The 13,314-nt window shown below is 75.2% G+C and carries 11 protein-coding genes and 1 pseudogene; 6 read left to right on the top strand and 6 right to left on the bottom strand.

Going from position 1 to position 13,314, the window contains the following annotated elements:
• Positions 1–40: 40 nt before the first annotated feature.
• The 3 genes and pseudogenes from glmM (at position 41) to ACTWM8_RS26780 (ending at position 2,096) form a co-directional block, all read left to right on the top strand.
• The gene (glmM, locus tag ACTWM8_RS26790; RefSeq protein ID WP_446211392.1) at positions 41–1,396 is read left to right on the top strand and encodes a phosphoglucosamine mutase; all 1,356 of its coding nucleotides are present in this window, start codon (positions 41–43) and stop codon (positions 1,394–1,396) included.
• A 195-nt stretch (positions 1,397–1,591) separates the two neighbouring features.
• Positions 1,592–1,669, top strand: a pseudogene (locus tag ACTWM8_RS26785) (hypothetical protein); the annotation flags it as partial.
• Positions 1,670–1,733: 64 nt separating this feature from the next.
• The gene (locus tag ACTWM8_RS26780) at positions 1,734–2,096 is read left to right on the top strand and encodes an aldo/keto reductase (RefSeq protein WP_446214691.1); all 363 of its coding nucleotides are present in this window, start codon (positions 1,734–1,736) and stop codon (positions 2,094–2,096) included.
• Positions 2,097–2,177: 81 nt separating this feature from the next.
• Here ACTWM8_RS26780 and ACTWM8_RS26775 read toward each other — a convergent pair whose 3' ends face one another.
• The 4 genes from ACTWM8_RS26775 to ACTWM8_RS26760 form a co-directional block, all read right to left on the bottom strand.
• Positions 2,178–3,128, bottom strand: a complete 951-nt coding sequence (locus tag ACTWM8_RS26775; protein WP_446211391.1) for an aldo/keto reductase — start codon at positions 3,126–3,128, stop codon at positions 2,178–2,180.
• A 339-nt stretch (positions 3,129–3,467) separates the two neighbouring features.
• Positions 3,468–4,577 carry a threonine aldolase family protein gene (locus tag ACTWM8_RS26770; RefSeq protein WP_446211390.1) on the bottom strand — a complete coding sequence of 370 codons (1,110 nt, stop codon included), beginning with the start codon at positions 4,575–4,577 and terminating at the stop codon, positions 3,468–3,470.
• The gene (locus ACTWM8_RS26765; RefSeq protein WP_446211389.1) at positions 4,574–5,767 is read right to left on the bottom strand and encodes a pyridoxal phosphate-dependent aminotransferase; all 1,194 of its coding nucleotides are present in this window, start codon (positions 5,765–5,767) and stop codon (positions 4,574–4,576) included. Before ACTWM8_RS26765 ends, ACTWM8_RS26770 begins: the two co-directional genes overlap by 4 nt.
• A gap of 30 nt (positions 5,768–5,797) precedes the next feature.
• On the bottom strand, positions 5,798–6,850 hold the full coding sequence (locus ACTWM8_RS26760) for an MmpS family transport accessory protein (RefSeq protein ID WP_446211388.1): 1,053 nt from the start codon (positions 6,848–6,850) through the stop codon (positions 5,798–5,800).
• Between the two features lie 242 nt (positions 6,851–7,092).
• Between ACTWM8_RS26760 and glmS the strand changes: the two genes are divergently transcribed.
• Positions 7,093–9,006 (top strand): glutamine--fructose-6-phosphate transaminase (isomerizing), encoded by a 1,914-nt coding sequence (gene glmS / locus ACTWM8_RS26755; RefSeq protein WP_446211387.1) that lies wholly within the window; start codon positions 7,093–7,095, stop codon positions 9,004–9,006.
• Positions 9,007–9,162: 156 nt separating this feature from the next.
• Here the strand turns inward: glmS and ACTWM8_RS26750 are convergent, their stop codons facing one another.
• Complete coding sequence (locus tag ACTWM8_RS26750) at positions 9,163–10,896, bottom strand: alpha/beta hydrolase (RefSeq protein ID WP_446211386.1); 1,734 nt, start codon at positions 10,894–10,896, stop codon at positions 9,163–9,165.
• The gene (locus ACTWM8_RS26745; protein ID WP_446211385.1) at positions 10,893–11,210 is read right to left on the bottom strand and encodes a hypothetical protein; all 318 of its coding nucleotides are present in this window, start codon (positions 11,208–11,210) and stop codon (positions 10,893–10,895) included. The genes ACTWM8_RS26750 and ACTWM8_RS26745 overlap by 4 nt, the downstream gene beginning before the upstream one ends.
• Positions 11,211–11,355: 145 nt before the next feature.
• Here ACTWM8_RS26745 and ACTWM8_RS26740 point away from each other — a divergent pair, with 145 nt between their 5' ends.
• Positions 11,356–11,724 (top strand): holo-ACP synthase, encoded by a 369-nt coding sequence (locus ACTWM8_RS26740; protein ID WP_088960309.1) that lies wholly within the window; start codon positions 11,356–11,358, stop codon positions 11,722–11,724.
• A gap of 55 nt (positions 11,725–11,779) precedes the next feature.
• On the top strand, positions 11,780–13,252 hold the full coding sequence (locus tag ACTWM8_RS26735) for an NAD(P)H-hydrate dehydratase (protein WP_446211384.1): 1,473 nt from the start codon (positions 11,780–11,782) through the stop codon (positions 13,250–13,252).
• Positions 13,253–13,314 lie beyond the last annotated feature (62 nt).

Here is a 13,314-nt window from a genome sequence, read left to right as displayed (position 1 = left end):
GCCGTTTCCCCTGGGACCCTTTCATCGGAGGTTGGCGGGTATGGGCCGGTTGTTCGGCACGGACGGCGTACGCGGGCGGGCGAACGCGGATCTCACCCCCGAGTTGGCGCTCGCGGTGGCGGTGGCCGCCGCGCACACGCTGGCCGAGTCGGACAAGACGCATCCCCCGCTCGCCGTGGTCGGCCGGGACACCCGGGCCAGCGGCGAGATGCTGGAGGCGGCCGTGGTCGCCGGGCTCACCAGCGCCGGGGCCAACGTGGTCCGGGTCGGCGTGCTGCCGACCCCGGCGGTCGCCTTCCTCACCGCGGAGGCCAAGGCCGACCTCGGCGTGATGCTCTCCGCCTCGCACAACCCGATGCCGGACAACGGGATCAAGCTCTTCGCCGCCGGCGGGCACAAGCTGCCGGACGAGATCGAGATGCGGATCGAGGCGGCCGTCGAGGCGAACGCCACCACCGCCTGGGACCGGCCGATCGGCGCCGGCGTCGGCCGGGTGCACGACCTCCTCGACGGCGCCGACCACTACGTGCAGCACCTGGTCGGCACGGTCCCGCACCGGCTGGACGGGATCAAGGTGGTGGTGGACTGCGCCAACGGCGCCGCCGCCGAGGTGGCCCCGGTGGCGTACCGGGAGGCGGGCGCCGAGGTGATCGCCATCCACGCCGAGCCGGACGGGCTCAACATCAACGACGACTGCGGTTCCAACCACATCGACGGGCTGCGCGCCGCTGTCGTCGAGCACGGCGCCCACCTGGGCATCGCGCACGACGGCGACGCCGACCGGTGCGTCGCGGTGACCGCCGACGGTGACGAGGTCGACGGCGACGAGCTGATGGCGATCCTCGCCCTCGCCATGCGGGAGGCCGGCACGCTCGCCCAGGACACCCTGGTCGCGACCGTGATGAGCAACCTCGGCCTGCGCCTGGCGATGTCCGCGGAGGGCATCCGGCTGATCGAGACCAAGGTCGGCGACCGGTACGTCCTGGAGGAGCTGCGCGCCTCCGGCCTCGCCCTCGGCGGCGAGCAGAGCGGTCACATCGTCATGCCGGCGTACGCCACCACGGGCGACGGCGTGCTCACCGGGCTGCACCTGATGTCGCGGCTCGCCGCCACCGGCAAGTCGCTGGCCGAGCTGGCCTCGGTCGTGACGAAGCTGCCGCAGGTGCTGATCAACGTACCGGTCGGTGACCGCACCGTCGGCGCCAGCGCCCCCGAGGTACGGGCCGAGGTGGAGCGCGCCGAGGCCGAGCTGGGCGAGACCGGCCGGGTGCTGCTGCGCCCGTCCGGCACCGAGCCGCTGGTGCGGGTGATGGTGGAGGCCGCCACCGAGGCGACCGCCCGGTCGGTCGCCGAGCGGATCGCCGGGCACGTACGCGCCGCCAGCCCGACCGCCTGACCGTCTCTTCGCGCGTCTCCGTACCCGGCCGGCCCGCAGAGCCGGTCGGGTACGACGCTGCCCCGGTGTGGCCGCTCTTTGGCACCCGCCGGGCGCCGGTGCCCTCACGCTGACCCGCTGCCCGCTTCACCAGAGTGATGCCGGCGCGCCTCCTGCGAGGCCAGCCTCCGACGGCTCGGTCTCGACCATGTCGACCTGCTGCACCTGCACCGGGTCGACCCGGCCGTGCCGCTGGAGGAGACCTGGGGAGCCATGGCCGAGCTGGTCGCCGAGGGCAAGGTGCGGGGGATCGGGCTGTCCGAGGTGTCGGTGGCGGAGATCGACCTCGCCCACGCAGATCGGCTTCGTCGCCTGCTGTCCGCTCGGCAGGGGGTTCCTCACCGGAGCCTTCCGCGAGCCCGGCGACCTGCCGGCCGGGGACGGCCGACGCGACTACTTCCCGCGGTTCTCCGCCGAGGCGATGCGGCACAACTGGGCACTGCTCGACGAACTCGGCGCGGTGGCCCGGGACGCGGGGCACACTCCCGCGCAGCTCGCCCTCGCCTGGGTGCTCGCCCAGGACGACGCGGTGGTCGCGATCCCCGGGGCCAGGACCCTGCCGCACCTGACGGAGAACGCCGAGGCAGCGTCGGTGGTGCTCACCGCCGACGTACGGGCCCGGCTCGACGCCCTGCTGCCGGCGGTCGGCGGTCGATATTGAGCGACGGTTGCCGCCCCGATGAGGTGGGGCGGCAACCGTCGCCGAATTGCGTCGCGGGATGTGTGCCGGCGTGCTTGCCGCTCAGTACCTGGTGCCCACCGGCTCGGGGAGGGCGTCGAGTGCCGAACGCGCGTCCTCGGTCAGCGTGATCGAATCCGCGGCCATGTTGTCTTCCACATGACTGAGCGTCTTCGTGCCCGGAATGGGAACCACGTTGTCGGCGAGCGCCAGTAGCCAGGCGAGCGCCACCTGCGCAGGTGCCGAACCCATTTCCGAACTGATACGAATAACCCGCCGGGCGATTTCTTGATTTGCGGAAATTGTATCCGGTTGGAAACGTGACAGGTTGCGCCGGCCGTCCCGGACCGGCAGGTCGGCGGTGCCGGCGAAACGACCGGTGAGGAAACCGCGGCCGAGCGGTGCGAACGGCAAAAATGTAATCTGTTTCTCTGTGCAGTACGGCAGGACCGAATCCAGCGGCTCACGCGTCCACAGGGACAGCTCCGACTGGACGCTCGCGACCGGGTGGATCTCCTCGGCCCGCCGGATCTCGTCGACCGACACCTCGGACAACCCAATCATCCGGGCCTTGCCCTCGGTCACCAGCTCGGCCAGCGTCCCCCAGCTCTCCTCGATCGGAACGGCCGGGTCGACGCGGTGCAGCTGGTAGAGGTCGACATGGTCCACACCCAGCCTGAGCAGGCTCGCCTCGCACGTCGCCCGCAGGTGTTCGGGGCGTCCGTTGCGGTGCACCGCCCGGCTGCCGTCGGCCAGTAGGCCGCCCTTGGTCGCCAGCACGACCTGGTCACGACGCCCGCGCAGCGCCCGGCCGACCAGGCGTTCGTTGGTGAACGGGCCGTACAGGTCCGCCGTGTCGAGAAGGTTGCAGCCCAGCTCGATCGCCCGGTGGATGACCGCGACGGAATGGTCGTCGTCGCGCCCGTCCTCGTCGTATCCCCAGGACATCCCCATGCAGCCGAGGCCGATGGCTCGTATTTGCGGACCTTCGCCGCCGAGCCGTGTGTAGCGCATCTTCTCCCCTATGCCGAATTGGTTGCAATCGGGCTCGGGTCAGCCTATCACCCGCCGTCATTGGATGCGGGTGTGAACATGTGACAGGGTATCGACATCAGCCATTCGTAACGGGGTACGGTCATTTGTGGCCCCGGGGGGAATTCTCACACGCAGTGGATCTGCGTTGGTGAGCGGCGCGATTGTCGGGTCGGCCGATGTTTTCCGCCGATCGATGCGCCGGGTGTGCCGCGGTGGACCGCGCACACACCTCGGCGGGGCCGACCGGAAATGAACAACGGGGAAAAATGGACGGAGCCGAGATGCAGGTGCTGGGGCCGCTCGGCCGGCCGCCGGCCGTCAGGCGGTGCGGACCCGGCGGAGGAACCGCCCGCCCAGCTCGACCACCTGGTCGGCGTCCAGCTCGGTCGCCGGCCCGGCCACCTCGACCTCGGCCATCGCCAGCCCCGGCACCTCGGTGTCCCGCCAGCCGCCGATGAACCACGCCTTCTCCTCCTCGGCGAGGGCGAGGTTGGCGTCGTTCAGCGCGCCCGCCGGATGCGGCAGCCACAGCCGGAACCGGTGGGTGTGCGGCGGCTCCGGGTACACCCGCGCGCCGGGCAGGCCGGCCAGCGCCGCGGCCACCACCTTCGCGTGCCCCACGTAGCCGGCCAGCCGCGGCAGCTCGCGGTCCAGGCCGGCGAGGGCGGCCAGCGCCGCCGGCCACTGCTGGAAGACGGTGCCGCCGTACCGGTGCCGCCAGGCCCGCGCGTAGCGGACCAGGTCGGCCGGGCCGGCCAGCGCCGCGCCGGCGTGGCCGCCGAGGGACTTGTAGAACGAGACGTAGACGCTGTCGGCGAGGGCCGCGATCTCGGCCAGCGACCGACCGAGGTGGACGGTGGACTCCCAGAGTCGGGCACCGTCGAGGTGCACCCGGGAGCCCCGGTCCCGGGCCGCCCCGGCCACCGCCACCAGCTCGTCCCAGGTCGGCAGCACGAATCCGGCGTCGCGCAGCGGCAGTTCGAGCAGCAGGGTGCCGACCGGCTCGTCGAGCGCGGCGACCTCCTCGGCGGTCGGGTTGCGCGGGGCCGTCGTGGTGCGCACCGCCCGCAGCCCGCCGAGCACCGCGTACGCGTCCCGTTCGTACATCAGCGGGTGGCTCAGCGGGTGCAGGCCGACCGCGTTGCGCCCGGTCAGCTCGGCGCCGTACCGCATGGCGACCTGCTGGGCCATCGTGCCGGTGGGGAAGAAGGTGGCCGCCTCCGTGCCGAGCAGGTCGGCCACCCGGCGCTCCAGCGCCTCGACCGCGCCGCCCTCGCCGTAGAAGTCCGGCAGCAGCTCGTCGGTGGCGGCGGCGCGGATGGTGTCGAGCTGTTCGACGACCGAGGGCGGCCGGGTCCCGGAGAGCACGGCGTCGCAGCCGCGCAGCGCGGTGAGCCGGCGGACCCGTTCGGCGTACCCGTCGGTCATCGGGCCTCCTTCAGTCGGCGCAGGCGGGTGACCGCCTCGGTGAGCACGTCGGGGCGCTTGCAGAAGGCGAACCGGATCAGCCGCCGGCCCGCCTCGGGGTCGTCGTAGAAGACCTGGGTGGGCACCGCGACCACGCCGCACCGCTCGGGCAGCGAGCGGCAGAACTCCACCCCGTCCCGACCGCCCAGCGCGGTCACGTCGGCGGTGACGAAGTACGTCCCCTCCGGGGTCAGCGCGTCGAAGCCCGCGTCGGTCAGCCCGGCGACGAGCTGGTCCCGGCGCCGGCGCATGCCCTCCTGGAAGTCGGTGAAGTAGGCGTCCGGCAGGGCCAGCGCCACGGCGACCGCCGGTTGCAGCGGCGCCGCGTTGACGAAGGTGAGGAACTGCTTGACCCGCAGCACCGCCGAGACCAGGGGAGCCGGGCCGCTCGCCCAGCCGACCTTCCAACCCGTGCAGGAGAAGGTCTTGCCCGCCGACGAGATGCGCAGCGTCCGCTCCCGCATCCCCGGCAGGGTGGCCAGGGGCACGTGCGGCGCGGCGGCGTCGGGAAAGACCAGGTGCTCGTACACCTCGTCGGTGACCGCGTACGCGTCGTGCTCCTGGCAGAGCTCGGCGACCAGGGCCAACTCGTCGGGGGTGAAGACCTTCCCGGTCGGGTTGTGCGGGGAGTTCAGCAGCACCAGCCGGGTCCGCGGGCGGAACGCGGCGCGCAGCGCCGCCGGGTCGAAGGCGTACCGGCCGTCGTCGCCGGGACGCAGCGTCACCGGCCGCCGGACCGCGCCGGCCAGCGCGATGGAGGCCGCGTACGAGTCGTAGTACGGCTCGAAGCAGACCACCTCGTCGCCGGGCTCGCAGAGGGCGAGGATGCTGGCGGCGATCGCCTCGGTGGCGCCGGTGGTGACCACGATCTCGCCGTCCGGGTCGTACTCCAGTCCGTGGAAACGGCGCTGGTGGTCGGCGACGGCCCTTCGCAGCGCGGGGATGCCCGGGCCCGGCGGGTACTGGTTCTGCCCGCCGCGCAGCGCCTCGGCCGCCGCGGCCAGCATCTCCGGCGGGCCGTCGCTGTCCGGGAAGCCCTGCCCGAGGTTGACCGCGCCGGTGCGGACGGCCAGCGCGGACATCTCGGCGAAGATCGTGGTGCCGAACGGACGCATCCGGGCCACGAGCGGGTCGACATCTGGCGTCGTCACGCCGGCCAGCCTACGGGCGCGCCGCCGACGTCACCTGCCCCCGCAGGTCACCTGGTATCCCGGTGCCGCCGTGTCGGTCACCGGCGCACGGTTGCCGACCCTGGTCGAGCAGGCGACGCTCCCCTCGTCGTCGGTGCTGCTGGCCATCACCAGCACCCGGTTCGGGTCGTCGGTGCGGATCTTCTGACGCCAGGGCAGCGACACGGCCTCGAGACGGATGAACTCGCCGTTGGCGTCGTAGTACTGGATGTCGCCACGCCCCTCTCCGGTCACCTCGTAGGACACGACGACCCGGCCGCGACCGGTCGAGGGCGTGGCCGCTGCCGTCGCGGGCTCGCTGGGGGTGGGCGGCGTCCAGGTAGGGAACTGGCTCTCCTCGTCGTAGTCGCCGTCGTAGTACGGGTCCGGGTCGTCGTAGTACGGATCGTCGGCGGCCGGCCCCGGCGCGTACGACCCGACCAGCACGCTGCCCACCCCCACGCACCCGCACACGCCGAGGACGAGCACCGCGACGACGGCGATGACGATGCCCACGACCCGCCGTCCCTGAGCCGGGTCGGGTGCCGGCCGGTACCCGGGGTAGGCGTAGGGCGGCGGGTAGCCGGACGGCGGGTAGGGCGACGGGTACCAGCCGGCGGGCGGCGTACCCGGTCCGACCGGGCCGCCGGGGGCGCCGGCGGGTGCGGCGAAGGGCCCGGCGGGTGCGGCGTGCGGCCCGGCGGGGGGCGTCGCGGGCCGGGGTGCGGTCGGCGGGGCCGTCGGCCGGCCGCCCGCGCCCCAGGCGGCGGAGCCGTCGGGCGCTGACGCGCCCTGAGATGTGGCCGGGTCGGCGGGGTGAGCCGCCGGCGTCGCGGGGGTGGTCGACGGGGCCGCCCACGGGTCCGGCGCTGTCCAGGGCTGCGGCGCGGCCAGCGGGTCCGGCGGCGTCCAGGTGGACGGCGACGGGGCCGGTGGGGCGGTCGGGTCGGCCGGGGCGGAGCCGGCACCACCCGTCGAAGCCGACGGCTCGACCGGGACGGCGGGCGACGGCTCGGCGGCCCGCGGTGCGGGCGGCGACGGCTCGGGCGAGGATGGGTCGGACATGGCTGCTCCGGACGGGCGAGGGGAACGGGACGAACGGGCCGCCCGAGGGACGTGCCGGATCCGCCGAGAGACTGTCGTACCCGGGGGCGGGGCCGCAACCCCGTCGGCCCCCGTGGCCCGGGCGGAGGGGCGGGCAGGGTTGTCCGCAGGACGCCCGTTACGGGCCGATCGCTCAAATTCAGTGATTGTTTACCGGACTTCCGAGCACGCGCGATGAGCGAAACTGGGTTAGGCTGCGGACCATGTGTGGAATCGTGGGTTACGCCGGCTCGCGCCCGGCGCTCGGCATCGTGCTCGACGGACTGCGGCGGCTGGAGTACCGCGGCTACGACTCGGCCGGCGTGGCGATCGTCTGCGATGACGAACTGCTGACCGAGAAGAAGGCCGGCAAGCTGGCCAACCTGGAGAAGGTGCTCTCCGAGCGCGCCGCCAGCAACCCCGACGACTGCGCTGCCAGCCCGATCGGCATCGGGGACGGCACCACCGGCATCGGGCACACCCGCTGGGCCACCCACGGCGGTCCGACCGACCGCAACGCCCACCCGCACCTGGCCCCCGACGGCCGGGTCGCGGTGATCCACAACGGCATCATCGAGAACTTCGCCAAGCTCCGGGCCGAGCTGGAGGACGACGGCGTCCAGTTCACCAGCGACACCGACACCGAGTGCGCCGCCCACCTGCTCTCCCACGCGCTGGCCGAGCTGCGCGCGGCCGGCGAGGCCGACAGCCCGCAGCTGCTCGCCTCCGCCATGCGCGTGGTCTGCCGGCGGCTGGAGGGCGCGTTCACCCTGCTCGCCGTCGACGCCGGCATCCCCGGCGCGGTGGTCGGCGCCCGGCGCAACTCGCCGCTGGTCGTGGGTCGCGGCGACGGGGAGAACTACCTGGCCAGCGACGTGGCCGCGTTCATCGAGCACACCCGCGAGGCGGTCGAGCTCGGCCAGGACCAGATCGTGCTGATCACCGGTGAGAGCATCGAGATCACCGACTTCGACGGCCAGCCCGCCACCGGCAAGGACTTCCACATCGATTGGGACTCCTCGGCCGCGGAGAAGGGCGGCTACGACTGGTTCATGCTCAAGGAGATCGAGGAGCAGCCGCAGGCGATCGCCGACACGCTGCTCGGTCGGCTCACCGAGACCGGTGAGATCGCCCTCGACGAGGTCCGCCTCAGCGACCAGGACCTGCGCGACGTCGACAAGATCTTCATCGTGGCCTGCGGCACGGCGTACCACTCCGGTCTGGTCGCCAAGTACGCCATCGAGCACTGGACCCGGATCCCGTGCGAGGTCGAACTGGCGAGCGAGTTCCGCTACCGCGACCCGGTCCTCGACCGGTCCACGCTGATCGTGGTGATCTCGCAGTCCGGCGAGACGATGGACACCCTGATGGCGCTGCGCCACGCCAAGGAGCAGAAGGCCCGGGTGCTGGCCATCTGCAACACCAACGGCTCGACCATCCCCCGCGAGTCGGACGCCGTGCTCTACACCCACGGCGGGCCGGAGATCGCCGTCGCCTCCACCAAGGCGTTCCTCACCCAGCTCGTCGCCTGCTACCTGATCGGCCTGCACCTGGCCCAGGTGCGCGGCATCAAGTTCGCCGACGAGGTGGGCGCGGTGGTGGCCCAGCTCCAGGAGATGCCGGGCAAGCTGCGCGAGCTGCTGGACCGGATCGAGCCGGTGCGCGAGCTGGCCCGGGAGCTGAAGTCCGAGCCGACCGTGCTCTTCATCGGCCGGCACGTCGGCTACCCGGTGGCCCTGGAGGGCGCGCTCAAGCTCAAGGAGCTGGCGTACATGCACGCCGAGGGCTTCGCCGCCGGTGAGCTCAAGCACGGCCCGATCGCGCTGATCGACAAGGGCACCCCGGTGATCTGCGTGGTGCCGTCGCCGGTCGGCCGGGGCATGCTGCACGACAAGGTCGTCTCCAACATCCAGGAGGTCCGCGCCCGGGGCGCCCGGACCATCGTGATTGCGGAGGAGGGTGACGAGGCGGTTGTCCGCTACGCCGACCACCTGATCTACGTGCCGCGTACGCCGACCCTGCTGGCCCCGCTGGTCACCACCGTGCCGCTCCAGGTGCTCGCCGCCGAGATCGCCGCAGCCCGGGGGCACGACGTGGACCAGCCGCGCAACCTGGCGAAGTCGGTCACCGTGGAGTGATCTGACGCACGCGTCCACCGGACCCCGCCCGCCGTGACCACGGCCGGCGGGGTCCGCTCGTTCCGCCCGCCCGCCCGCCCGGCCGTGGCCCGGCCGACACCGACGACCGAGGCCGCCCGCCCCGGCGGGACGACCCGACGGCACGGGTGGAGCCGGTCACCGGCCGAGCACGATCCGGGCCATCCCGTCCAGCGCCGGGTTGCCGGCCTCCCAGTAACCGGTGTGGCCGTACCGGCCGCTGGGAAAGGTGCGCCCGCCGAAGCCCGGGTCGCTGGGGTCGCGGCCGAACCACAGCTCGTGGTCGTCGGGGCGGAGCAGCGACACCGCCGTGGCCAGCGGCGACGCCGCCAGCACCGCCCGGCCGGTGAGCTGCCCGGCCGGCTCGACCAGCCGGATCACGTCGTCCGGCGCGGTGCTCGCCCAGACCCGCTCCGGCGGCAGGCGCAGCGCCTCGGCCCGGTCCACCCCGACCCCCGGCGAGCCCACGAAGACCAGGGCGTCCGCGTCGAGACCGTGGTCCCGGGCGGCGGCGCCCACCACCAGCGACCCGTAGCTGTGCCCCAGCACCGTCTGCCGGGCCGGCGGGCCCTCGTGGGTCTCGCGCAGCCCCTCCTGGAAGCGGTGCAGCGCCGGCCCGGCGGCCCCGGCCTGGCTGGACCGGGCCGCCTCGGGCAGGAAGTCCGGCGCGTCGTAGTCCAGCCAGAGCACCGCCGCCGTCTCCCGCCCCGGCGCGAGGCCGGCGCAGCGGGACAGCACCCGACCGGCCCGGCCCAGCTCGGCCGGGGCGTCGGCGAGGTCGGCGGTCATCCCCGGCACGTAGGTCAGCACCCGGTCGGCGCGGTCCGGGTTGCCGAGCGCCACGATCGCCCGCCCGTCCCCGGTCGGATCCAGCCCCAGCAGGTACGACCGGGGCGGCTCCGCCGTCGCCAGCCGCCCGGCGAGCCCGTCCAGGCCGGCCAGCCCCGCGTCGAGGCGGCGCAGCCCGGCCCGCTCCGCCGGGCCGGGGGCCGGCCGGCCCAGCAACTCCCGCCGAGCGGCGAGCAGTGCCTCCCGCCGGTCGTCGAGCAGCAGCCGGTTGGCCTGGTCCCGGGCGGCAACCGGCACCCCGTCGAGCCGCCCGACCCGGCCCGGCTCGTGCCACACCAGCCAGCGGCGCTGGGCCGGGGTGAGCCGCGCCCACCAGGCCCGGACGGTCGCCGGGTCGGCGTCGGCCGGTGGACGGCCCGGTGGCGGCGGCTCGGCCCAGCCGCCGCGGGCCGCCCCGCTCAGCTCGTCCAGTCGGGTGGCGGCCTCCCGGTCCGCCGCGTCGGCCAGCGCCAGCGCGTCCCGCAGCGCGGCGGCCACCTGCTCCAGCGCCGCCGGCCCGGCCCGCCCGCCCGGCCCGGCTGCCGCGCCGACGTCCGCGCCCGGCATCGCGGCCGGGTCCGACCCGGTCCGTCCGCCGGGCAGGGGCCGGCCGCCCGGCGGTGCACCCGAGCGGAGCCCGGCGCCGGGCAGGACACCGGCCTCCGGGCCGGCCCAGGTCGGCGCGCTGGACGGCGCCGCGCTGACCCCGCCGTGGCGGTCGACGAGCACCCCGGTGCGGTCGGCGAGCGCCACCGCCTCCGCCAGCCGGGCCTTGGCCACCCGGAGCCGGCCGGCGAACTCGGCCAGCACCTGGTCGGCCTCGATCAGGGCGGGCAGCAGCGCGGTCAGCTCGCCCCGGAGCGCGCCGAGCCGCCCGTCGGCTGCCCCGGCGGCCCCACCCGACCAGCCCGCGCGCAGGGTCGCCGCGCACTCGGCCAGCGCTGCCCGCCGGCGCCGCACCGGGTCGGCCAGCCCGCGCCAGGCCGCCCCGGCCGCACCCCACCTGCCGGGCGCGGCGCGCCAGAGCTGCGCGTACCCGGTCATCGGGGCAGCCCGGCGAGCCGGCCGGCCGCCCGGTCGTCGGCCGCGTCGTACCCGTCGGCCGCCGCGCGCAGCGCGCAGCCGGCCTCCGCCACCCGGGCGGCGAGCGCGCCGTGCCAGTCGTGCACCGCGGACTCCAGCCGGGTCAGCGCGGCCGCCGCCCGCCACTCGGCCGCCGCCACCACCAGCCCCGGCACCCCGACCAGCCCGTGCGCCAGCGCGTACGCCTCGTCGGCGAGCCCGCCCGTCACCTCGCGCAGCACCGCGGCCCGCACCTGCACCGGCTCCCCGTCCACCCGCGCCCCCTCCGTCAGCACCACGCCGACGCTAGGCAGCGGCACGGGTCACCGGGAGGGCCTGTGGACGGCGGGCGGTGGTTGTACCCGAGGGTTTTCCACAGGCGTTGCCCACAGCCGAGCAGGCAGCTAATCTGCCGCCCTTCCCGCCGGTAGGGTGAGCGTCGTGATCGTCGCGGTCGGCATCGACGTCGTGCTGGTGGACCGGTTCGCCCGGGCGCTGGCCCGCACGCCGCTGCTCGCCGACCGGCTCTTCACCGAGGCGGAGCGGTACACCCGCTCCGGCAACCCGCGCTCCCCGGAGTCGATGGCCGCCCGGTTCGCCGCCAAGGAGGCGGTCGCCAAGGCGCTGGGCGCCCCGGCCGGCCTGAGCTGGCACGACTGCGAGATCGTGCCGGACCCGGACGGCCGGCCCTGGCTCACCGTCTCCGGCACCGTGGCCGCCGCCGCCGTGGAGCGCGGGATCAACCGCTGGCATCTCTCGCTGTCCCACGACGGCGGGATCGCCTCGGCCATGGTGGTCGCGGAACGCTGATCGGTCGGGCGGGCCCCCGGGCCGGCCCGCGAGGTGACAGACGGGACGGAGTGGCATGAAACCGGTGTGGCGGGTCGCGGACGTACGCGCGGCGGAGGCCGGCCTGATGGCCACCCTCCCGCCCGGGACGCTGATGAAGCGGGCCGCGGCCGGGCTGGCCCGGCGCTGCGCGCTGCTCCTCGCCGACCGGGGCGGGGTGTACGGCGCGCGGGTCCTGCTGCTGGTCGGCACCGGGGACAACGGCGGTGACGCGCTCTACGCCGGGGCGCTGCTGGCCCGACGCGGGGTCGCCGTGTCGGCGCTGCTGCTGACCCCCGGCCGGGCGCACGCCGAAGGGCTGGCGGCGCTGCGCGCCGCCGGCGGGCGGCTGGTCGACCGGCCCCCGGCCAGGGTCGACCTGGTGCTCGACGGCATCGTCGGGATCGGCGGCACCGGTGGGCTGCGGGAGACCGCCGAGCAGCTCGCGGCCAGCCTGGTCCGGTACTGCGGGCGCGACGGCACGCGGGCGACCGTGGTCGCGGTGGACGTGCCGAGCGGGGTGGCGGTGGACACCGGCCACGTGCCGCTGACCGCCTCCGGCCGGCACAGCGCGGTGCGAGCCGACGTGACGGTGGCCTTCGGGGCGCTCAAGCCCGCCCTGGTGGTCGGGCCGGCCGCCGCCCTCGCCGGGCAGGTGGAGCTGGTCGACATCGGGCTGGAGCCGTGGCTGCGCGGGTCACCGGCGCTGCGGGTGACCGAGTGGTCGGACATCGTCGAGTGGTGGCCCCGGCTCGGCCCGGCCTCGGAGAAGTACAGCCGGGGCGTGGTCGGGGTGGCGACCGGGTCGGCGACGTATCCGGGCGCGGCGGTGCTCTCGGTGCATGGTGCCCTGGCCGGGCCGACCGGCATGGTGCGCTACGCCGGCGGGGCCCGCGCGGAGGTGCTGCACCAGCACCCGTCGGTGATCGCCACCGGACGGGTCGCCGACGCCGGCCGGGTCCAGGCCTGGATCTGCGGCTCGGGGCTGGGCACCGGCGAGGACGCCGCCGGCGAGCTGCGCGCGGTGCTCTCCGCGCCGGTGCCGGTGGTGCTCGACGCGGACGCGCTCACCCTGCTGGTGGACGGCTCGCTCGCCGAGCGGCTGCGCAACCGGGACGCCCCGATCGTGGTCACCCCGCACGACCGCGAGTTCACCCGGCTCTGCGGGGAGGAGCCGGGGGCCGACCGGGTCTCCGCCGCGCTGCGGCTGGCCGCCTGGATGAACGCGACGGTCCTGCTCAAGGGGGACCGCACGGTGATCGGCACGCCGGACGGCCGGGCGTACGTCAACCCGACCGGCACCTCCGTGTTGGCCACCGGGGGCACCGGGGACGTGCTGGCCGGGCTGCTCGGCTCGCTGCTCGCCGCCGGGCTGGCCCCGGAGCGGGCGGCGGCGACGGCCGCGTACCTGCACGGGCTGGCCGGACGGGAGGCGGCCCGGGGTGGGCCGGTGACCGCGCCCGACGTGGCGGTCGCCCTGCGCCCGGTGCTGGCTCCGCTGGTGGACTGAGCGGCGGTCGCGCTCCCCGGCGTGGCGCGGGTCGCCGACGCGGGCGGGAGCACGGTCGTGTG

Source organism: Micromonospora sp. IBSANI012 (assembly GCF_052814045.1).
The sequence above is the reverse complement of the archived record's forward strand: the minus strand, read 5'-3'. Positions and strand labels throughout refer to the sequence as shown.